At 48.1% G+C, this 22,196-nt stretch carries 21 protein-coding genes and 3 pseudogenes; 6 read left to right on the top strand and 18 right to left on the bottom strand.

The features are described 5' to 3' along the window. Positions 1–161: 161 nt before the first annotated feature. From JCM10914_RS12715 to JCM10914_RS12655, 13 genes and pseudogenes are all read right to left on the bottom strand, one after another. Positions 162–809 (bottom strand): FusB/FusC family EF-G-binding protein, encoded by a 648-nt coding sequence (locus JCM10914_RS12715; RefSeq protein ID WP_023961453.1) that lies wholly within the window; start codon positions 807–809, stop codon positions 162–164. A 241-nt stretch (positions 810–1,050) separates the two neighbouring features. Then, the gene (locus JCM10914_RS12710; protein WP_023961451.1) at positions 1,051–1,566 is read right to left on the bottom strand and encodes a DNA topology modulation protein; all 516 of its coding nucleotides are present in this window, start codon (positions 1,564–1,566) and stop codon (positions 1,051–1,053) included. Positions 1,567–1,609: 43 nt separating this feature from the next. Further along, the gene (locus JCM10914_RS12705) at positions 1,610–2,134 is read right to left on the bottom strand and encodes a GNAT family N-acetyltransferase (RefSeq protein ID WP_023961449.1); all 525 of its coding nucleotides are present in this window, start codon (positions 2,132–2,134) and stop codon (positions 1,610–1,612) included. 599 nt (positions 2,135–2,733) lie between these two features. Further along, positions 2,734–3,291: a GNAT family N-acetyltransferase gene (locus JCM10914_RS12700; RefSeq protein WP_036718035.1), complete on the bottom strand. Its 558-nt coding sequence runs from the start codon at positions 3,289–3,291 to the stop codon at positions 2,734–2,736. Further along, entirely contained in the window at positions 3,284–3,496 is a 213-nt protein-coding gene (locus JCM10914_RS12695; protein ID WP_023961447.1) for a hypothetical protein, read from the bottom strand. The genes JCM10914_RS12700 and JCM10914_RS12695 overlap by 8 nt, the downstream gene beginning before the upstream one ends. Before the next feature lie 28 nt (positions 3,497–3,524). Next, positions 3,525–4,016, bottom strand: coding sequence for a hypothetical protein (locus tag JCM10914_RS12690; protein ID WP_036718032.1), 492 nt, complete (start codon positions 4,014–4,016; stop codon positions 3,525–3,527). After that, positions 4,013–4,420: a hypothetical protein gene (locus JCM10914_RS29255; RefSeq protein WP_036718031.1), complete on the bottom strand. Its 408-nt coding sequence runs from the start codon at positions 4,418–4,420 to the stop codon at positions 4,013–4,015. The genes JCM10914_RS12690 and JCM10914_RS29255 overlap by 4 nt, the downstream gene beginning before the upstream one ends. A 123-nt stretch (positions 4,421–4,543) precedes the next feature. Then, positions 4,544–4,639 carry a hypothetical protein gene (locus JCM10914_RS30205; protein ID WP_231638641.1) on the bottom strand — a complete coding sequence of 32 codons (96 nt, stop codon included), beginning with the start codon at positions 4,637–4,639 and terminating at the stop codon, positions 4,544–4,546. Further along, on the bottom strand, positions 4,600–4,938 hold the full coding sequence (locus JCM10914_RS30200; protein ID WP_231638633.1) for a GNAT family N-acetyltransferase: 339 nt from the start codon (positions 4,936–4,938) through the stop codon (positions 4,600–4,602). Before JCM10914_RS30200 ends, JCM10914_RS30205 begins: the two co-directional genes overlap by 40 nt. Before the next feature lie 703 nt (positions 4,939–5,641). Next, positions 5,642–7,387, bottom strand: coding sequence for a thiol reductant ABC exporter subunit CydC (gene cydC, locus JCM10914_RS12670; protein ID WP_023961442.1), 1,746 nt, complete (start codon positions 7,385–7,387; stop codon positions 5,642–5,644). Beyond that, a pseudogene (gene cydD / locus JCM10914_RS12665) lies at positions 7,384–9,164 on the bottom strand (thiol reductant ABC exporter subunit CydD). Before cydD ends, cydC begins: the two are co-directional and overlap by 4 nt. A gap of 51 nt (positions 9,165–9,215) precedes the next feature. Next, positions 9,216–10,227, bottom strand: a pseudogene (locus tag JCM10914_RS12660) (cytochrome d ubiquinol oxidase subunit II). After that, positions 10,224–11,575, bottom strand: a pseudogene (locus tag JCM10914_RS12655) (cytochrome ubiquinol oxidase subunit I). The pseudogenes JCM10914_RS12660 and JCM10914_RS12655 overlap by 4 nt, the downstream one beginning before the upstream one ends. Positions 11,576–12,103: 528 nt before the next feature. Here JCM10914_RS12655 and JCM10914_RS28395 point away from each other — a divergent pair. Both JCM10914_RS28395 and JCM10914_RS30195 read left to right on the top strand, forming a co-directional pair. After that, positions 12,104–13,336 (top strand): tail fiber protein, encoded by a 1,233-nt coding sequence (locus JCM10914_RS28395; protein WP_023961431.1) that lies wholly within the window; start codon positions 12,104–12,106, stop codon positions 13,334–13,336. 143 nt (positions 13,337–13,479) lie between these two features. Then, complete coding sequence (locus JCM10914_RS30195; RefSeq protein WP_023961429.1) at positions 13,480–14,766, top strand: S-layer homology domain-containing protein; 1,287 nt, start codon at positions 13,480–13,482, stop codon at positions 14,764–14,766. A 113-nt stretch (positions 14,767–14,879) separates the two neighbouring features. On the opposite strand, the gene JCM10914_RS12640 is transcribed toward JCM10914_RS30195, so the two are convergent. The 5 genes from JCM10914_RS12640 to JCM10914_RS12625 all read right to left on the bottom strand — a co-directional run bounded on the left by JCM10914_RS12640 (position 14,880) and on the right by JCM10914_RS12625 (position 17,763). Beyond that, positions 14,880–15,359 carry a DUF4937 domain-containing protein gene (locus JCM10914_RS12640; RefSeq protein WP_023961428.1) on the bottom strand — a complete coding sequence of 160 codons (480 nt, stop codon included), beginning with the start codon at positions 15,357–15,359 and terminating at the stop codon, positions 14,880–14,882. Positions 15,360–15,401: 42 nt separating this feature from the next. Then, complete coding sequence (locus JCM10914_RS31380; protein ID WP_081739783.1) at positions 15,402–15,746, bottom strand: Mpo1-like protein; 345 nt, start codon at positions 15,744–15,746, stop codon at positions 15,402–15,404. 192 nt (positions 15,747–15,938) lie between these two features. Further along, positions 15,939–16,397: an N-acetyltransferase gene (locus tag JCM10914_RS12635; protein WP_023961427.1), complete on the bottom strand. Its 459-nt coding sequence runs from the start codon at positions 16,395–16,397 to the stop codon at positions 15,939–15,941. 47 nt (positions 16,398–16,444) lie between these two features. Beyond that, positions 16,445–16,849, bottom strand: a complete 405-nt coding sequence (locus tag JCM10914_RS12630; RefSeq protein ID WP_036718025.1) for a DUF1259 domain-containing protein — start codon at positions 16,847–16,849, stop codon at positions 16,445–16,447. 95 nt (positions 16,850–16,944) lie between these two features. Continuing rightward, the gene (locus JCM10914_RS12625; RefSeq protein WP_023961425.1) at positions 16,945–17,763 is read right to left on the bottom strand and encodes a VOC family protein; all 819 of its coding nucleotides are present in this window, start codon (positions 17,761–17,763) and stop codon (positions 16,945–16,947) included. Positions 17,764–18,482: 719 nt separating this feature from the next. Here JCM10914_RS12625 and JCM10914_RS12620 point away from each other — a divergent pair. From JCM10914_RS12620 to JCM10914_RS12605, 4 genes are read left to right on the top strand one after another with little or no spacing between them, the layout of a single operon-like run. Continuing rightward, complete coding sequence (locus tag JCM10914_RS12620) at positions 18,483–19,646, top strand: ABC transporter ATP-binding protein (protein ID WP_023961424.1); 1,164 nt, start codon at positions 18,483–18,485, stop codon at positions 19,644–19,646. Position 19,647: 1 nt separating this feature from the next. After that, entirely contained in the window at positions 19,648–20,313 is a 666-nt protein-coding gene (locus JCM10914_RS12615; RefSeq protein WP_023961423.1) for an ABC transporter permease, read from the top strand. After that, complete coding sequence (locus JCM10914_RS12610; RefSeq protein WP_148300205.1) at positions 20,310–21,263, top strand: glycine betaine ABC transporter substrate-binding protein; 954 nt, start codon at positions 20,310–20,312, stop codon at positions 21,261–21,263. Before JCM10914_RS12615 ends, JCM10914_RS12610 begins: the two co-directional genes overlap by 4 nt. A 12-nt stretch (positions 21,264–21,275) precedes the next feature. After that, positions 21,276–21,974, top strand: coding sequence for an ABC transporter permease (locus JCM10914_RS12605; RefSeq protein ID WP_023961421.1), 699 nt, complete (start codon positions 21,276–21,278; stop codon positions 21,972–21,974). The last annotated feature ends 222 nt before the right edge of the window (positions 21,975–22,196 follow it).

The following is a 22,196-nucleotide window of genomic DNA, read 5'->3' as shown; positions in this document are numbered from 1 at the left end:
TTTTCCATCTTTAATTTATCATAAAAACCATAATTTATATAAAATTAAGATGATAATATGTTTCAATATGTAATAATAAGGTCCAAATGCTTAGAGACTTCGCTTTTGCACAACTAAAAAACGACTGCCCTTCAGGCAGCCGTTTTCCAGAATGTTATCGGTTATTTTTGAACGGACAGGACGAATTTTTCAAGTGGTCCGGTATCCGTTATGAGCTGATTACATCCATGATTATCGATACATACGTAATGGCCAACGGAAGCGTAATGATCTGGAGATGCACTTGCCGACTTCCTCTTCACCGAGAAGAAAGCAAGCTCCTGATGACGATTACAGAACAGGCAGTATCCTTTTTTATTCGTTGGCGTAATTCTTCCTTCGACGCCGATGAACCTTCCTTCGAACGGATAGACAATGAATAATCGGTTCGTGGCGATATCAACCCAGCCAAGGTAGGTCACATATCGATAATCAATCGATTGCAGATCAGGCACTTTCAATTTTTTATGTTTAGGGAATAGCTTCTGAATCTGCTTAAGCGTAATGGGTGGAAATGGCACCAGATATGGCGCTACTGTATTAAGATATCTCTGAAACTCTTGCGCCGTCTCGAGCGTGGATATGGGTTCCAGTATCTGCCGCTGATCCGCAGTCAGGCTAGAGAAAGCTTCTGTCACTTTTGCTGCGGCACGATATCTTACAGTCTCCAGTACTTTCCGGTCCGCCACGGTTCGCAGCGTCTTTTGAAGGAATTCCGCTTGTTTCTTAATAATGTTATACTGATAGTTTCTAATAAATGGTGTATGCATAGGTCTTCAGCTCCCTTATTAATATAAACATTCATAAGGTGCAAAGCCTATTATTAGAAACGATAAATCCGTTTGGGCGATCGAATCCATTCTCTCGCACCCCACACAAAGTATCGCCCTAGATTAGGCTTTGCGTGAGGACTTCCTAGCTAATGAGCAATTCCGCTTTGCCATCTCTATAACCCCCGATCACATATTATGCGAGAATTATAGCGGAGAATCTCATTTGACGCAACCAATCTCATTGAGGGGATTCCTGGCCCGTGAAGAACTCCGTTACCTCTGCCTTGTTTTTGAAGATAATGATTCTCTTGTTCTCTCCATGCTTGCTTAACAATTGAAGGATTCCCGGTCTTTTGTCTCTGCGGAAATTCCAAGTCCATTTCACAAACTCCCAATCTAATCGCTCCGGGCATCCCTCGTTTAAGTCCGGTCTTGTCTTCCCATGATACTTAATCCTGCGTTTAATTACCCGGTACGTCGTAATCCATGGCGACAAATCAAAAAAAATAATGATATCCGACCTGTTCATTCTGGTCTCCAGCGTTCTGCCATAATGCCCATCGATGATCCATTCATCCTCCGACACGATTTGATCCAAGAAGTGATCCCATTCATCATTGGGCGTGGGCGTCCACCCGGGCTTCCAATAATATGCGTCTAAATGGTAAACGGGCATTTGCCATTTATCTCCGAGCGCTGCTGCAAACGTGGATTTTCCTGAACCTCCCGAACCAATAATCATGATCCTGGTCAATTGAGAACCCTCCAATGATGACTAGAGTAATTTCTTAATGAGACTATCCGTTATCTATCCAGTATCGTTTAATGACATTTCCATCCTCTTCAATATAGTCATGATCCGAAATTCCGCCATTGTGAATAATGGTTTTTTCGGAAGCTACGTTGATTTGATCACATACAACTAGTACCTTGTCTATCCCTAATCGTTTGGCTTGCTCAAGCGACAGCTGCAACAGGTTGGTTGCATACCCCTTCCTTCTTTCGGAGGGACGTATGCCATAACCTATATGCCCTCCACTGTTCATTAGAGATTCTGTCAATTCATGCCTGATATTCACTGCTCCCAACACCCTATTCTGTTCAGAGACTAACCAAAAAGTCGAATCGGCTACCCTTCCATCACCGAGGTTTTTGCCGTTCTCATTATCTTGTAGCCATCTAACCATTCCTTCAAAGTCTTCTGGATCTTTACTTATGACCCAGGGGACCATGTCTTCTCTGCTTTCTTTCCATTCCATATAAAAGTCCAAATACTCGTGCTTTAATTCAATGGTTGGTTTCATTAAGCGAACGGGATTCATCGTCTATACCTCCTTTATATAGTTGATTCTTGATCACGATCCCTCACTAAGAAGAACTGCAGCGGCCGAAAATTAACCGAGAGCACCAGGGATGGGTTATGCCTCCTCTGCGCTTAAGCAATTACCTGCACACACGCTCCCCGTATTCGCGAGGTCACTCTAACCGTCAATGAACGCAACGCAGCCGCTATGCGATTATATGAGCAAGCAGGCTTCGAATACCTAGGTATCAGTAAAATGGGTCGCTGCGGTTTGGAGCTTGGCATGAAGCTTGTCCTGCCATAAGCACCATACGATCCAGCCTCAACATACCCTTGAATCTCTACAAGCCGCGCCCCCAATCCCGGTCCGTGTGCTCCAGCATCTGATCATCCTCAGGAACACCAAAACGTTTCATGGTCAATGCCGCCGCCGTACCCAAGCTTCATCTCATTTTGGATTGAAGAGAGGTCAGACGTTTCATCCAGCGCATGAACAGATAATCCTGCTAAATTGGGTATCGGGCTTCCCAGCATACCACATCTCGATGTGTGTTTGAGCATGGATAACCTGGTACATGGCAAACACCTGTTGATCCGCTTGCTCTAATCGATATTTTGTCATAAAGCCATCCCTTTTCTCTCCTCGTACTCCCTCTTCAAAATGCTCATGTAAATACTATCCGCATATCTTCCGTTGATGTAGGTTCGCTCTCTAAATCGTCCTTCTTCTTTAAAGCCGCATTTTAGATAACACTGGTAAGCTCTTGTGTTAAAATCATTCACCTCCAGTTGCAAGCGATTTAGATTTAACCGGTTAAACACGAATTCTTGCATTAGCATGATCGCTTCCGTCCCATACCCGTGGCCATGAAATTCCTTCATCCCGATCACAATCCCGAGCTCGGTGGATCTATTCTTCCAATCAATGCGAAAGAGATCAATTTGTCCTATGTACTCCTCAGTATCTTTATGAGCGATGATAAAACCTTTTTGATCCGTTTCTCCATTTAGCACGGAGTTTAGATATTCTTCCGTTCCGTTTAAGGTAATTGGATATAAAAAAGCATCGGATAAGTTATCTACGATCTCAGGGTCATTGCACCATCTTCTCATCGACGGCAAATCCTCTGCCCTGTATTCCCTCAACATGATTCGTTCTCCATAAAGTCTAGGCATGGTACACTTCTCTCTCCTTTTGTGTATAGTGAAGTCGGAATTTAGAGCTTGATAGGGATGATTCAACGGCATACCATTCCGTCACGATGCGGTCATTCTGAATAACAAGCAGCGCATCGGCAGAAGCCCCAAACATGTCCATGGCCTCTTGAGTATACGTGATGAGTTGATCAAAACGGTTATGCTTGCTCATCGGCATTTGCATTCTTTTCTTCCTCGGAGTGGATGTTGAATTACTTTAGAACGGTGTAGGATTGGATTAGATTTGGCTTGGATTTTTGTGCTATGGGATCTTCTTTCAGGTCACTCATTGAGAGATGCAGCTTCAGTTCCTGACTGTGGATAGTGCCCGGCTCTTCCATCTCCTTCGCCAGCTTTAGGGAATATCCATTTCGTTCCATCGTTTGGAACCCTACTCCCACGGCAGGAGAATTCTTGATATCCGTAGAACCTGTGAGCGCTACTATTGCGTATTCTCCATTGGAGTGAACCCATTCGCCAATAGAATAAGTCTCTGGCAAAGACTGAGCTAATATCAAGTGTTCCTCATTGCCAATATCGAGCTGGATTATCCGTCCATTGATTCCTCGATCCTGGATGAAATACTCCAGCGCTTCTTCTTCGGTAGAAAAAAGTGGATGCTCTGGCCTCTCTTCGCGCTGGCACCCCAGTAACATTAGCACTGTTTGGATGAGTAGCAGGATTACTCCCGTCTTCTTATTCATTCGCCCGTCTCCCTACTTGTCACGGCTTTGAAGAGCGCGATTCCGCTGATCATACCGAACACGACATTCCCGCCGTGCATCGTCGCTATTTGGTAGATCTCCATATTGTGAGGGATAAATCTGCCGGAGAGGGGATAAATCAGCATGAGAAAGCTAGGTACGAAGACCAATATAAACAACGGCCAATACATGCGAAATTTTTTAGGAAGGCCCTCCAACAGTGCAACGTGAACACCGTACAGCAACGGAACCACGCAATATGCCCAAATCAGTCCATCTTTACGGAACGTCATATACGCTTGTTGCTGGTAATGCCTGAATACCAAGTGGCCGAGATACACCAATGCGGCTGCCACGATGAGCCAGACCGCGTAATATACCACCTTAGACTGTTTTTTGTCCATCCAATCGCTCCCATCACAGATTGTTTGTAATCCAGTACCGGCATGTCTGATCGACCGCGTCTTGCCATTCGCCGCCGTTTGCTTCAATGACTCTGCGAGAGGCGATATTTCTTTCTTCGCAGGTCAACAGAATCTCGCGATGCCGAGCCGCCTTGCTTCCGTGACCAAAGCCCCCAGCGCTAATGTACCGTAACCCTTGTTACGGTCGGCTGGACGGATGGCATAACCGATATGCCTCCGTGGACCAACAGGTTGTCGTTAAGCCTATGCCGCAGCTTGCCGTATCCCACGGGACGTTCCCCATCGTAGAACCAATACGTGGTCTGCGGCACCAAGCCTTCTGCCAGGCCGATTCCCTGCGACATTTCATAGTACCGATTCAGCTTGCCTTGAAATTCCTCGAGGTCCCTGGAATAAAGACTATTGACGAAGCCATTTTCTCCGCTCCCCATCTCTTGAATCATGAGGTGAATAGCCTCGTGTTCTTCTGGCTCTAAAGCTCTGATGAAAAAACGCACCACATCGCCCCCTTTTTCCCTTGTTAGGTGCAATTCTGGTTTGGAATCTTTATCCACTCATCGTATATTTTACCGGTATGTGGTACTTCGCTCAATCATTAAAATGGATTTAGTGGAAATCTATTTCTATCAGTGACTTACGAAATAAAATAGAACGTGAGGAATCCGTATGAATATGGAATTAATCAAATCTCAAATACATTCGCTTCAACAAGATATTACCTCGATCGACAGGAATGCTAAAGTCAGTATGGTTACGGAATCAGATATATTGAAACTAAACGTTGAATCAACCACGAACGACAAGTTAACCATAGTGGTCAAGGATTTCGACCTTAATGAGGACTACGAGCAATTTTCACCCATTAGTGAATCGAAGTTCTTATATCTGGAACATATTCACATATCATATGAAGGCGTTAAATATCTGGAGACTGTATTAAAATACCTAGACTCTAGAATAGTGCTAATTCTTCTAGTACCAGAACCTGTGTATAGTGAACTGAGTCCATCTATACTGAACGTCCTAATCAGTGTCTACGAGGATTTCATGATTCAGCTTGATCTTCACGGAGTGAAATACAAGGTCTTGAAATCAGTCGAAACGATCATCTGAGGTGAACACAACAACGAATGGCAGTGCCAGGGAGACGATCTCTGGCACTGCCATCTTTACTTGGATTCGAATTTATTTCCGAAGTCCTCACATCTCCTCGCCCACGATCTGCCGCTCGATCTGTTTCATCTCGTACAGGTACCCCTGCTTCACCATCAGCTCGTCGTACGTACCGGACTCCACGATCGTGCCCTGGTCCATGACCAGGATCTGATCCATCTGATCCAGACCCGTCAGGCGATGCCGGATCATCAGCACCGTATCGTCCTTGGCCTGCTCAAACAACTGCCGCAGCACGCGCTGCTCGGTCACGGCGTCCAGCGAAGCCGTAGGTTCGTCCAGCAACCATAACCGGCCGCCCTTTAGCATAGCTCTGGCCATCGCCAATCGCTGCTTCTCGCCATCGGACAGGTTTTCTCCTTTTTCCAGCACCTCATCCTCCAGCGTCATCTCCTGTAGCTCCACCTTGCCCAGCACCTCCAGCAGCGCCGAATCCTCGCGATGTGTTCCACCGAGCAGCAGATTATCCCGAATCGTACCACGGAAAAAATGGTTGTGTTGCAGCATGACGTTCGCTGCCTGCCAAATGCTGTCTTCCGTCAGCTCCCCGCCGGGGATATCTTGATACAGGATCTGGCCATAGGTCGGCACATGGAACTGAAGCAGAAGCTCCAAAATCGTGGTCTTCCCCGCTCCGCTGGGTCCGACGATGGCCGTCTTCGATCCCGCCGGCAGACGGAACTGCACGTTCCGCAGTGTCGGACGCCAATCACTGCCATATTGAAAGCAGACCTGCCGCAGCTCAATCGAGATCGCTTCATCGAGCGATAGTGGTTTGGCCCCGGGCGACACTGCCTCATTCCTATCCACAGCACCGTCATCCGAAAGTCTCACATTCTCTGCCAGGCGTTTCGCCGCATGCTCGCTGTCCTGCTTGTACAGCGGCAGCGTAGCCATCGGCGCCGCTTCCTCAAATACCGTCATCGCCAACAGCACCAGCATCGCCAACAGCACGCCCGCAAGCGCACCCTCCGCAATCAAATACGCCCCTAGAGCCAGCACACCCCAGGAAACGAGAAACGTGACAAACAGATGCAAGGATTGTCCGCGCAGCAAGAGTATCCCTGCCCGCTTCTGCCCTTCCGCCAGTGCAGCCGAAGCCTCCATGAGCTGCAACTCACGGGGTACTAGCTGACCGTACAGCTTCAGCTCCCGATATCCGTATAACGCCTCCGTCAGCTCCGTCGACAGCGCTGCCCGCTGCTGCCTGACCGCTCCGCGGCTCCGGCGCTGACCAAACAGCACCAAGGCAGGCACAACAACGGCCGTCAGCAGCATGCCCACGACTAACAGAAATGCAATCGCCAGCGAATAGGTGGAAGCAAACAAGACCGTCGCCAAGAACACCGCGACTAGAATAATCGGCGGGTAAAACACCCGGAGGAAATAATGCTGCAAACTCTCTACATCACCGACGATGCGTGCCAGCAGATCGCCGCTTCGCTGTTTGCGATGGATTCCCGGCGTGAGCGGCGCCAGCTTCGCAAAGAAGGAAACGCGCAGCCGGCTAAGCAAGGAGAACGTCGCCCGATGCGAATACAGTCGTTCGCCATAACGACTCACCGCCCGCAGCAAACCGAGCAGCTTGACGACCGAGATCAGGACGATCAGCGTATACAGCGGCGGGGCAAACACCGTCTGCGCGATCAGATAACCGCTGGCCGAGAACAGGATGACGCCAGCTAAGCCGGCAATAAAACCGCCGAGAATCGCGAGGACGATGTCCTTGCGCTCCTGAATCATCGCTCGGGTCAAAATCGTGAGCTCGTTCATGATGTTCTCCTTCCCCGCTGAATGTTGACCATCTCCGCATATTGCGGCAGTCGTTCAAGCAGCTCCTCGTGGCTGCCACTGTCGATCATCGTCCCATCTTCCATGAAGAGGATCCGGTCAGCATGCTGGATCGTATGCAGCCGATGCGCGACCGTGATCATGGTCACCCCTTGAGCAAGTTCCGCGATGGATCGCTGCAGGATGCGCTCCGTGCGCAGATCCAGACCGACGGTCGGCTCATCGAACAGAATGACTGCTGGGCGGTTCAGGAACGCACGCGCCAGGGCGAGGCGTTGCTTCTCTCCCCCGGATAGTCCGCGCCCGCCTTCGCCGACGACCGTGTCGTAGCCTTCCGCAAGACCCGTGATCAATGCGGCCAGCCCCGCCTGCTCAGCCGCATGTTCCATTTCCTGCCGCGACACGGCTCGGTTCGTACCAATCGCGATGTTCTCTGCAAACGTACCGGCAAAAATAAAGGGGTGCTGCGTAATATAGCTTACCTGCTGGAACCAGGAGGCTTCTTCCGTCGACGCAAGCGTGCGTCCGTTCACGTGAACCTCACCGCCAGACGGCTTCAGCAGGCCGGAGATCAGATGCAGCAGCGTTGTTTTGCCTGAGCCGCTCCTTCCGACGATTGCCACTTGTTCGCCCGGCGTCATGTTCAGCGTTCCTACTTGGATCCTGAATCCCATCGGTCCATCATATTGGAACGACAGGTCACGCCATCCAATGGTAGGAGCAGCGCCGTAGCCAAGGCCAAACCCTCCGATGCCTGATCACCTTCGGATGCTTCAATCTGCTCAGCAACGCCCGGTGCTCCCTCAGACGTTAGCATTGCCTCTACCTGCCGTGCCGCTCCCATGCTGGTGCGTCCGCTGTGAAACGCGGTGCCCATGTTTTTCAGGAGATTATAAAACTCCGGCACTAGCAGCAAGATGAAGAAAGCTGTTTTAAAATCCATCGTCTTAAATACAAGCAGCCGCAGCGCCAGCTCCAGCGACACCAGCCCAATGCCCAGCATCACGATCAATTCCAGCATAAACGCGTTCGTAAAAGCCACGCGCAGAATCCCCATCGTCGCATCGCGAAACCCGAGGCTGCTTCGTTCGATCTGCTCTTGCTGCCGCTTCACCCGGCCATATAGCTTTAGTGTAACCAAGCCCTGCAATGAATCCAGAAATATGCCGGAAAAGCGGGCAAGCTCCGCAAACTTCTCCTCTGATTTGGTCCTAGTCTGCAATCCGACCAGCACCATAAACAATGGAATGAACGGAGCGGTCATCAGCATAATCCAGCCCGAAGGCGCATGCTGCGTAAAGACCACTACCAGAATCATGATCGGAATGATCGCCGACTCCACCATGCGCGGCATGTACTGGCTGAAGTAGCCGTCAACTTCATCGACGCTGTCCAGGGCGAGGCTTACTTTTTCCCCGGACTGGCGACTCAGCGAAGCAGTCAAGGAATCGCGAAAGAGCTTGCGCAGCACCTCGCCTCGCAGCGAGGTTTTGGCGCGTGCGGCCATATTCAACCCGATGCGCCCATTTCCGTACGACAAAGCAGCACGTATCGCCATGACCATTAGTAATATGCCGAGCAGCGCCAGAATGGAGCTGAAGGACACCTTTTGCACGAAAATGAGGTCGATGATATCGGTGATCAGCCCCGCTTGTGAAATCATGGCTGTACCGAGCAGGAGGGAGAGGCCGCCAAGCAGCATGATGCTTTTTCTAAACGATGATATTTGCCGGGACAACAGGCTCTTTTCCCTACGCATGGCGACTCCTCCTATACCTTGTTATTTGTATAAAGCAGCTTGTCTCACGCCTCACTTCTTCCCCTTCACATAATCCGCATCGAACAGGAACAGCTTGAACACCAGGATCAGAGATGGAACGAGCAGACACAATCCTCCGATGAAGGCAAAGACGAGCGCCATACCCATCGATTCGTTGGTGGCCCCGCCCTGAATGGTGATGTAAGGGTCAAGAATATACGGGTAATGCCCGATACCGTACGCGAAGAACGCACAGAAGAATTGGAGCATGACACTGATGAAGGCCAGTCCGTAGCGGCGTTCGTTGTAGAGCAGCCACATCGCCAGCATGAAAAATCCGACAGACAGCGCCAGCAGCCACCATAAATCCATCATGTTATCGAAATGCCGTTCATTGTGCTGACCGAGAAAAATAAACGCCGTCAGCGCCGCGATGATCGTCGGCGTGCTCCAGAACAGCGCATAGGTCCGCATCAGCTTCAGGGCCGACTTGTCGCCGGCTCGCGATGCGTAGAAGGTCAGAAACGTCCCGCTGATGAATAACACCGAGACGATCGCCAAACCTACGATGCTCCAGGAGAGCGGACTCGTAAACAGGGTCAAATATTCCAATGACACGACGCCGTTCTCCTCCACGATGAACCCACCTTCGGAGAGCGTCAATGCCACCGACAACGAGGCAGGAATCAGCAAACCTGTCGCACCGTACAGGAACAAATACAGGAGGCTTTCCTTCGAGCCGTAGTTCTCAAAAGCATAGAACGAGCCGCGAATCGCCAGCAGAATCACACCAATGCTGCCCGGTACCAGCAAGGCGGAGCGTAATAGTATGCCGTATCTGGAAAGAAGCCAATAATGCCGACGAAGAAAAAGACAAAAAACACGTTGGTGATTTCCCACACCGGCGACAAATACCTGGAGATCAGACGGTTCACCCGGTGATCCTGCTTCGTCAGACGAGCGTAGAAGCAAAGAAGCCAGCGCCAAAATCGATGGAGGCGACAATTAAGTAGCCGTACAGGAACAGCCACAGCACCGTAATGCCGATTAATTCGTAGCTCATGATGCAGGTCCCTCCTTTTCCGTGGACTGGAGATGCTTCTCCAGCTCAACCTCCGCCGGATTGTGACGGAAGAGTCGGCGCAGCACGACCGCGCAGATGATGCCGAGCACCAGGTACAACAACAGGAACAAGAAGAACATGATTCTTACGTTCGGCGAGGATGTCGCTGCTTCCTCTACTCGCATATAGCCGCGAATCATCCAGGCTGACGGCCGATCTCGGCGTAGAACCAGCCCAGCTCCACCCCCAGGAAGGCAAGTGGCGCGCCGAGTGCAACGCCTCGCAGAAGCCATTTGTTGTACGGGTTGCGTTTTTTCCAAAACAAGAACAGAAAATATAGCAGGGATACAGCGAGCAGCACAAAGCCAATCATCGCCATGAAATCGAACATATAGTGGACGATCAACGGCGGGAGTTCATCCTCCGGGAATTCTTCCAGCCCCGTGACCTCCGCATTGAAATCGCCGAAAGCGAGGAAGCTGAGTGCCTTCGGAATGCGAATCGCTCCAAATATCTCCTGTTCGGCATTCATCCATCCGAGCAGGAGCAGGTCCGCACCGCTCTCGGTTTCAAAATGCCACTCCGCCGCTGCCAGCTTCTCCGGCTGGTGCTCTGCCAAATATTTGGCTGAGACATCCCCTGCTGCCACCGTCAGCACACTGAAGAACAACACGACCGACATCATCAGGGTCAGGGACTTCTTGTAGTAAGCACTCGGTCCTTTGCGCAAAATCGTGAAGGCTGCGATGCCTGCGAGCAGCGCCGCCCCGGTCAGATAAGCTGAGGTCAGCACGTGAAAGACCTTGGATGGCGTGGCCGTATTTAGCATCGCGCTGATCGGATTCACTGCCACGAAATGTCCAGCCTCCATCACGAACCCTTCCGGCTGGTTCATAAACCCGTTCACCGTAGTGATGAAGAAGGCCGACATGCCCGCACCGATGACGATTGGGATCGTCAGCAGCCAATGCACGTACGGATTTCGGAATCGGTTCCAGGTGTACAGGTAGATACCGAGGAAGATCGCCTCGAAGAAGAAGGCGAACACCTCCATAAATAGCGGCAGCGCGACGACGTTGCCCGCCAGCCGCATGAAGTTCGGCCATACGAGGGCCAGCTGCAAGGCGATAGCCGTGCCGGTCACAACGCCGACGGCCACCGATATGATGAAGCCGCGCGTCCATCTTTTGGCCATGAGTATGTAATGCGGGTCTTTCTTCCGGATGCCGACGAATTCGGCAATGGCAATCATGAGCGGAACTCCGACGCCGATCGTTGCAAAAATGACGTGAAAAGTCAGGGTAAGACCCGTTAACCATCTGCTCCATAACACCGTATCGATCTCCACGTCTTACGGCCTCCTCTCCCTAACTCTCGTAAAATATTTCACTACCTCTGCCTTCATGCTGCATTGTGCTCAGTATAATCTGTACATATTGAATGTGCGTTAGATCACAAGTGTTTTCAAGAAACATTCACTTCTTTCTGACAACGTCGTGAATTTACAGAAAGCAATCCCTTCGAGCCATTGCTTCCCACTACGTTATGTGCTTGATAACGGTCATATTCACATTACACCCGCCGTCGGTCCTCTGAACCAGCATGAACAAGACCTGCCTTGGGGAACCGTGAGGTCTCGGGGCTTCGTCAATCTCGCTAATGCACACGATCTCTGCCATTCCGTCCCAGAAAATGATCCGGTTCGTTTCTTCAGCGACTATGTGCTACAAATTAAACACACCCTTCCGTTAATACCTGAGATGTGGCATGACAAGGGAATAGGATGTAATTTATTTCATGTTCGTAGTAAAATAAAGTAGCTATGAAATTTATCCCAATCGTATAATTTTTGAAATGATGAGGTGGTTGATTTTAAATGAAGATTCATAGACAAAGATTTAGTATTGTTCTAGTTATGCTGTTAGTCATCGGCACACTTCAGAATTTAATAGTCCCGATGAAACCCGTACAGGCTGGGGGAGCGAATCCGTTTATTGGGGAAATTCGCTTATATCCTTATGGCGCAGCACCTAGAGGGTGGGTGAGAAGCGAAGGACAAGTGCTGCCCGTTCAGCAGAATACAGCACTATTTTCTTTAATCGGGGTTAGATATGGCGGAAATGGTACTAGTTACTTTATGTTGCCAGATCTGTCGGGTAAAGAGCCTATAGCCGGGACGGCCTATTACATCAGTTTGCAAGGCAGTTATCCAAGCAGAGATACATTCAACGCTTCGGCTATGCTTGGTGAAGTGCAAATCTTCCCGTATGCCTTTGCACCAGCTGGATACCTGTCCTTGGAAACGGAACAAACGCTCAAGTATGCTGACAATCCTATTTTGTATGAATTATTCGATTCCAGCGGCAATCAAGCGGATATTATTTTGCCAGCAGTTTCCCCGATTTTGGGACAAGACGTAAAATTTAATCTGGCAACCGAAGGTGTCGCTCCATCCCCAGCAGGCACATCCGAACATTACTTGGGTGAAATTGGTCAATTTTTATTTGATCCAGCAAAGCATCTGCTCACCCCAACGGATGGTAGTGAAAGACTGATTACCAATGCGCAGGCTTTATTTTCATTACTCGGCAACACGTTTGGAGGGAATGTTCAGACCAATTTCCATTTACCGAACATACCGAATAGAGGTGCACTGCAGCATTACATTATGGAACAAGGCATCTTCCCTCAACTCTCGGATCCGGTGGGATCATCGGATTATTATTCAACCGACATAAACACGCTGCTCAATATATCCGCGGCTAATGGGGTGCTGGCTAACGATACGAATGCCCAGGCGGCCCACTTAATTACGGGTCCGCAGCACGGCACGCTTGTGTTGAATTCGAATGGCTCCTTCAGTTACATACCCGTGGTCGACTATGCTGGGACGGATAGCTTTGTTTACAGGCCTATGCGTGGGATACAAAGCGGAAATGATACCACTGTCACCATTACAATTCGAGATAGCAATCCGGTCGGAGTTTCGGACCGATATAGTGCGACACTCAACACTCCATTACATGTCACTGCAGCGAATGGGGTGCTGCTGAATGATCGTCATGCGAACGCAGCCACCTTGATACGCCACCCAGTAACGGCAGCTTAGCATTTAATCCCGACGGAAGCTTCATTTATACACCGGCAGCGAATTTTTTCGGCAATGACAGTTTCCTCTATAGACCGGTAAGGGGGATAGTTGAAGGCAACGTTACCATTGTCATCATTGAGGTTACGGACCCAGAGCCTCAGGTGGATGGTGTTACGGATGGCGGGGTATACAATCAGGACGTTACCGTCAACTTTTCCAACGGCACCGCCGTATTGAATGGAAGTTTGATTACAACCGGAGAATCGGTTTCGGCAGAAGGGCACTACACATTAGTTGTTACCAGCATCAGCGGCAAAACGAAAACAATCCAGTTTACGATCGACAAAACCGCTCCGATTGTGACTGGTGTAACCTATGGCTCAACTTATTTACCGAACATTCAGATCAGTTTTAATGAGGGTACAGCAACGCTCAATGGCTATCCGTTCACTAGCGGTTCAACAGTTTCGGCCGAGGGACTATACACCCTGATCGTGACAGACAGTGCTGGGAATACAACAACCGTTGAGTTCACCATTCGGCTCCCAATTGTTTCGTACGATAGCAACGGTGGCACAGCCGTACCTCCGGAAAATGTAGCATACAACGGCGCTGCGACTCCACCGTCGGATCCGACACGTACAGGCCATACTTTTGAAGGCTGGTATGAGGACAGCAGGTTAACGACAGTGTATGACTTTACAACACCAGTGACAGCGGACATCTCGTTATATGCGAAATGGATTGTAAATTCAACGGGTACGCCTACCAATCCTGATAACGGCGGAGGCAGTCCTGGAGTAAATGAGAATAATGGAGGATCGCCTCCAGTTAAGGAGAAGGAGAGCGAGGAAGAGAATACGGCTGAGGCAGAGGAACATAACGAATCCAGCGAACCCGCTCCTGATCCGAGTATTTCAGTGACGGATATTGCAGGCCACTGGGCCAAAGCCGCCATCATAAAAGCGATTGAGCTCGGGGTTGTGACTGGATATGCTGACGGAACTTTTCAACCAGACAAACGAATCAATCGCGCTGAGTTTATGACCATGCTGGGAAGAGCCTTAAAACTTCCAGATTCGCAAGATCGTCTTTCTTTTTCCGATACGAACGAGATTCCGGCCTATGCACGCCCCTACATATCTCAAGGGGTTAAACTGGGGATCATTAGTGGATATGCTGACGGTTCATTCGCCGCCCGAAAGGAATTGAGCCGGTCCGAAATGACTGCGATGATCGTCAGGGCTGGCGGAATTGAAGTGATGCCTGATGCGAAGTTATCTTTTGCTGATGCAGAGGATATTCCATCCTGGGCCGTTCCTTATATTGCTGCCGCGGTAGACAAAGGACTGGTTGAAGGCGTGGGACGTCATCGGTTCGCCCCTCAGCAAACAGCAACGAGAGCTGAAGCAGTCACGCTTGTATTGGCACTTCTTGAAGATCGTTAGACGATCCTCTTATAGAGGAATTTTTGTACTACCTGAAGATCCTCCGTTTGGGGAGGATCTTTGTTTAGCAATAGTTTGCTAGTCCACGATGAAGTTTGTTATGACTCGGCGGATTATTTCTCTGTCCCTTTTAGTTCTTTTTTCATTACAAACCACTGAGGTTCTAAAGTAAGATCTACTTGCTGATGATCCCACTCCCCATACCTGACGATCTCACCTTTGGACACCACCGCTCCTTCATCATGCAACTCATAAAAAGCTTTGTCCGCTTTGGTGTCCAATACCAAACGATCTGCCCGATTCAAACTACCTTCCAGTTCCCCGAATCGAATGGTTATCGATTCATATGTTCCATATTGCTGAGTCTGTTTAAACATTTCATCATGTGCTTCCATCATAAATCGATGATACTTCTCTTTGTCCTGCCAAACCCCAAAAATATGAGCTTTCGACCATGTGTCTGTTCGCTCCCATCCACCGCATTGTGCAATAAATCCGGTAACATCAGACAGCAGCCCCCACCTTGGTTGAGTCCTGAAGAAGGCATCTTCTTTAGCTTTTCCCACTCTACATTCAACCCATTTGAAATACATGTATGTCACTCCTGTAATGCTCGCTATTTCCTCGAACGAACCTTAATCATAAAGTTTTTTTAAAATATCTTTTCTAGTTATCATTTCATACGTTCTTACAAAGAACCAAATAAAGCCTGCATAAAGCCCGACGAATGGATATTGAAATGATGCAGGTTTATTTCCTTCGAATTTAAAATGACCGATCCATGATAAAACATAATGAAGTAAACCAAGAATCAGTGTCATCCATAAATTAATGAATAAGAATACCCAGCCATTCTTTAATATAGTCGATTCCGTTTTATATTCGCCAGTGCTTGATCTTAATAATGGCGACCTCTTCCTGATTTTATATGATTTCAGAAAAAACAACCATCCTTTATGCTGAGTATGACAAAAGCACATCAAAAATGGAGGAGGAGCTACAGTTTATGCAGATCAGGAAAATCCCAATAAGATTGTACCCGTTATAACATGTCCCGGTAGACGCTGATCAGACCGCTTTCCATGTAGCCTCCGTTTAACAGCGTACCGAAAAACAGCGAACGGCCCCTCCTCGTCCATAAGGAATCCATTCGCTGTTTTTATTTTGCTTGCCTATAACGTTAAATAATAATGAAAAAATTCTTCGTCCTTCTTAAATCCAAACTGTTCATATATCCTCTGTGCCCTTACATTATCACTTGCTGTGGAAAGGTCTAAACCTTTTGCTTCTGTCACTCTTGCATATTCTTTGGCTGATTCGAGTAATAACCGAGCTGCTCCCAGACCTCTATGCTCGTCAAGTACATATAAATCATTAAGTATCCAAGATCGCTGCATGGAAATCGAAGAAAAGGAAGGATAGAGCTGTGTAAATCCAATTGCTATATTCCGTTCCATATCTTTAGCAATAAAGATGATTGATTCTTTATGCTCCAAGCGATCCATCAGGAATTTTCGAGCATGCTCCATATCCGATGCTTGTTTATAAAAAACTCTGTATTCGTCAAACAAATGAACGAGCTCATCCAGATCATGAATCGTCGCCTGTGATACCCGTAAGATTTTATTCAATTAATCCTCAGTCCTTTTATGTATGGTGTACAAAAGCTAATCAAGCCTTACGCAACCGGATAACTGCTTAAGGATGAAAACGAAGATGCTATTTTCTTTGCAAAATTGATGGGAGGCTCCACAGATTGGATGTGAATATACATGACTGTAGGCCTTGTATATAACCAATGATTATGCAAAGCACTAACGATCATTCCTTGTTGAATAATCGAATGCATAAAGCGGGGGATCTCTTCCTCTAAAAGTGCAATTTCAGCCAAGCATAACGCATGACCACTTTGATCCAGTGATTCAAACAAGACATCTACCGGCACAACCGACCTGCTCATGCGTCCTTGAACAACTACCTTAAAATTGCGATTTAATGATACAGAACAAACATCTTGGGTTATGGTGCTTTTTCCTTTAAGAATTTGAGCAAATTGTTCACAAACAGAATGAAAGTGAAGCATATTGTTGACCCCCTCTTACAAGAAAAAAATCTGTAATATATATTCAATGGAATTCTTGAACATGTATACCTTCTTGTAATGAGGCTAGCTTTTATCTACATACTGCTTATATTGAACCGATTGCCATCCCTATCATAAAAATGAAAACTAACCAGCCCTCTTGTTATAAATCCCCCCATTTCAGATGTTTCCACACCGCTATCTATTAAGTATTGATGGTACTTGAAAAATTCTTCCCTGTCCTTAATCCAACAAATGGGCTGCACTTGCCCGTCTACTTTTCCAACATAAGCCGCATCAGGCTTCTGCTCGATGACCCAATATGAATCTTCCTCCGAATGGTTTAACTTCATAGCCATAATGACAAATTGATGATTATGATCACGCTCCATGATTTTCATCCCCATCATTTGTTCGTACCACCTGACTGATTCTTCAAGATCGCTTACGCCTACTCTAATCCAGGATGGCAGCAGCACCGAAGCAGGTACAGTCGAATCCTCTTGCAGCGTTAATCTAATGCCTTCTGGAGTAGCCCATAGATCGAAGTATCTTGTCTTTGGTCCATCATATATTGGTGAAACCCTAACTCCATCATCTGATAAAGCTTGATGCATGTTCTCTAGATCATGGGTTCTAAAACACAACCGAATATTGGATTCAACGCTTCCCCTCTTGGCAAAATGATGCGGCAAGTTGGAATTTGTAAGATATGTGACCAACCACGTCCCGTAATCCATTTGTGTCATTTTGCCCTCTAGACATCTGGGATCTACTTTCCAGTTTTCTTGCCTGATTACTTTCCAAGAGAAGTACTTCTCGAACCACTGTATCCCGTTATCATAATTGTCCCACAACACATCGATAAACTGCCCGTCAAAATAAAGCGTTGGTACAGAAGAATGAGCTGACATTTTTTCCTCCTTGAATATTACTCTTCCCTATTCTTTTCACATCTTTGAAATATTCTTCCTTTAGTTTACTTATCCCTTCTTTATCTGAGCCTTTTCTTCGAAATGGTTCCGATCCACATCCATAATTGTCATATTTCCATGTTTCAATCCATTGTAAGATGGGTAATTGCTTTAAACATATTATTGCATATTGCAGCTATACGGCCACACTCAAAAGGGCGGTGAGCTGCTTTCGCATTTTGCATATATCCATTGGGGTTGAGCGACGTAACGGCGTAATGACTTAGCTTCTTTCCTTCTCAGAGGTATGACGGGGATACATATTTGTGGAAGCATACGATCCCGTATACGTTCAGGGGCACACAGGCTTGGAATACTTCTTCGAATGGATGTAGCAAGGGATTGCACAGTTTAGAGAGCTTCAATGCATATAAAGGTGGAATTTTAGATATGTAAGTCAATGCCGTAACGAAGATGTTCAGCTTATTTTATTAGTACCTCAGGGCTTCCTCATATGATCTTTCTCCACCCCTTCATAATGCGCTTAATCCTATTCCATTTTGATTGTTAACTTCATTTCCAGTTCTACATAACAAGGTTGCCGCCTGTCCTACTCTGGAATCACGCTCACATTCCCCTCAACTGTTTTTTGGTTACTGATGGATGATATGCCGAATGCTCCGCATAATATGGATACTGTTTGCAAAAGGAGCGATTGAATGATAGTACTGGAGCATGTGAACAAGATTTACGATAATGGCTTTCACGCGCTGAAAGACATTAATCTTGAATTCAAAAAAGGGGAAATTACCGTCCTCATCGGTCCGAGCGGCTGTGGCAAATCGACAACCATGAAGCTGATCAACGCACTCAATACGCCATCTTCGGGCAAAGTACTGATTGATGGTAAAGACATTTCGAGATTGAATCCGGTTGAACTGCGGCGCAATATCGGCTATGTCATTCAAAGCGTTGGATTATTTCCACATATGAATATCTTAAGGAACGCAGGTGTGGTTCCGCGTCTGAAGAAGTGGGATAAAGATACAACGGATCACAAGGTGAATGAATTGCTTGACATGGTCGGATTGGATCACGCCGTTTATGGCAATCGGTATCCATCCGAGCTTAGCGGCGGACAGCAGCAACGTGTAGGCGTCGTGCGCGCGCTTGCGGCTGAACCCGATATCATCCTGATGGATGAGCCGTTCTCTGCACTGGATCCCATCAGCCGTGAGCAGCTTCAAGATGAGCTAATCCGGCTTCAGCAGGATCTGCAGAAAACGATTATTTTTGTTACGCATGATATGGACGAAGCTATTAAAATTGCCGATACCATCGTTCTGATGAAAGATGGCGAAATCGTTCAAACCGGTAAACCGGACACCATTTTACGGCATCCCGCAAATGATTTTGTGCGCGACTTTATCGGTTCGAAACGTCTGGAAAATCAAAATGAAAGCGCCTATGAAATTCCGCTTGTGGATGAAGTGATGATTACGAATCCCGTCACGGCGTTCCCGAGCCGGGGACTCGCTGAAGCCATCAAGATGATGGAGACGAAGCGGGTCGATTCGCTGCTCATCGTGGACCGTAATCGCCAGCTCCAAGGAGCGGTTTCGATCTACCGGGTTCTCGACCAATACGGCGAGGAAGGCAAGACCGTAGCGGACGTTATGCATCCGGTACGTTTTTCCGTCGCTTCGGGAAGCACGCTTCCGCAAGCCATCGAGATCATGGACAACCATCAACTCAGCAATCTCCCCGTCATCGACAGTAATAACCGGTTCCTCGGATTAATCACAAGAGGCAGTGTGGTTAAACATTTGGCCGAAGTCTATCCGACGATGGTCCCTCCGGTGCTAAGCGGAGAGGGTGAGTGATATGGACGCATTCTGGAGCTTCATTACGGATCGTTATCCTGACATTCTGAACGCATTGCAGGAGCACCTGGTCCTCTCCTTCTCTGCCGTGCTCCTTGGGACGGCAATTGCCGTACCGATCGGGATTTTGCTGGTATACAACCGGGTAGGCTGGATCAACAGCATCGTATTTTTCGTTGCGAACCTGTTTCAAACCGTTCCAAGCCTGGCGCTCCTGGCGATTCTGATTCCGCTGCTCGGTATCGGAATGAAGCCGGCCATACTGGCGCTGCTTCTGTACTCCCTGATGCCCATCCTGCGGAATACCTATGACGGTTTTCATTCTGTGGATAAAGGCGTGCTCAATTCCGCCAAGGGGATGGGATATAGCACGGCCCAGACGATTTTGAGGATTCAGCTTCCCTTATCGCTTCCTTACATCATGTCCGGCATCCGCATTACGACCGTATACATCATCAGTTGGGCAACCCTGGCTGCTCTGATTGGCGCTGGCGGGTTAGGACAGCTTATCGTATCCGGACTTGGTGTCAACAGACCGGAGATGATATTCATCGGTGGCATTGGTGCTATTCTGCTGGCACTTGTAGCCGATGGCCTGCTTGGTCTGCTTGAGGGCTGGCTAAGTAAACACTACCACCAGAATCAGACCCGGGACGCTGCGATATGAGGAATGTCCATCGTGGGCAGCGAGCCGGACGGAATAAGGAAGGCGTGATGAAACTGAAAAAGCTTAAATATATACCGTTACTCGTCTGGATGATTGTCCTTGCCGGATTAACCTCTGCCTGTGGAATACAGAGCGAGATTACCATTGGGACTCAAACTTATACCGAAACCAAGATTATCGCCGAAATGTATAAGGCGCTGATTGAAGACCAAACCGACCTGACGGTCGATGTTATTCCTGATCTGGCATCAAGTTCATTGGTCATAAATGCCATGAAGAGAAACGATGTTCAAATGGCGACATTATACACCGGCGAAATATTCAACAACCATTTTCCGATCAGTGGTACCAAAGACCGCGATCAAGTCTTAAAGGAGGCGCAGGATGGATTTCAGGAACACTTCGGGTTCACCTGGATGAACCCGCTGGGTTTTGAGAATACCTACGCGTTCACCGTACGAAAGGATCTAGCCGAGGCTAACGGGTATACCCAAATTTCCGATGTCCACAAAGACATGGACCAAATGAAGCTGGGGGTTGATACGACTTGGCTGGAGAGAAGCACGGATGGATATCCGGCGTTCTCCAAAGCGTATGACATCAAATTCGGTCAGGTGTTCCCGATGGAGATCAGCCTGGTATACAGTGCCGTCGCCAATGAGCAGGTGGATATCGTGCTTGCCTATTCTACGGATTCCCGGCTGAAAGCCTATCAATTGCAGACACTTCAAGATGATAAGCAATTCTTCCCTCCCTATGATGCAAGTCCGGTCATGCGTTCGGACCTTTTAGAGAAGTATCCTGAAATTCAGGATGCCATAGCGCCTTTAATCGATCATCTGGATGCAGATACGATGATATCGCTGAATTATCAGGTAGACATCGAGAAGAAAAGCGAGCGGGAGGTCGCAATCGCGTATTTGAAAGAGCAGGGCCTCTTGAAAAGCTAAAGGAGGGTAAGCATGGAAAGTGAAAAGGTAACATTTGCCGATTTTATATCGTATATATCACGAAATCAAGGTTTGCTCTGGGAGTATTTCATCCAGCATATTACGATGGTGGTTATCGGGCTGGGACTGGCATTCATCGTCGGAATACCTCTCGGCATTCTCTGCTCCAAGAGCAAATGGGCTGCCAAGATTATATTGTTCATCACCAACATCCTTCAAGTGGTACCGAGTTTGGCCATGCTGGTGATTCTTATGTTATGGATGGGACTCGGCACGAAAACGGTCATGGTGGGACTCTTCCTGTATTCACTGAATCCCATCGCACGCAATACGTACGTTGGGTTAAAACAGGTAGATCCCAGCTATCTGGAATCCGGAAAGGGAATTGGGATGAGCCCCTTCCAACTGCTCGTCAAAGTGCGTTTTCCGCTGGCGCTGACGTATATCATGTCGGGTCTGCGCATAGCAGCCGTCATCGCCATCGGTGTGGTCACAATTGCTCCCCTTGTGGGAGGAGGCGGGCTGGGACGGGAGATCTACGCTGGATTGAACAGCAATAACTCGCTTCGGATCTTTGCAGGCGCCATTCCTGCGGCCGTGCTCGCAATCGTTGCGGATATCGTGCTTGGCATGCTACAGCGCAAGCTGGATCTGGCTAAGCGAAAGTCAGCCGGCGCGGCTTCCTCGCCTGCGGGAAATGCAGAATATTAACTGAGGAGTGTACAACGTATAACGCGTACTTTGGGCTCTTTAGGGAGCGTCCTACAAGATCTAATATATTGTGAGATGCTCTAATTTCCCCGAGTTCCTATAAACTTCTAAACTTCGTTGCTCTATACCATTGTTCCTGTATGGTATTTGATTCAAATCAAAGTGTTCTTCCGCAATTGTCCAATCACTCTCCTTTTGTCGATCATATCTTGAATATATCAA

It is taken from the genome of Paenibacillus sp. JCM 10914, assembly GCF_001315105.1.
Taxonomy (GTDB): Bacteria; Bacillota; Bacilli; order Paenibacillales; family Paenibacillaceae; genus Paenibacillus_AQ.
Note: the sequence above shows the minus strand (reverse complement) of the source record. Positions and strands in the feature narration are given on the sequence as shown.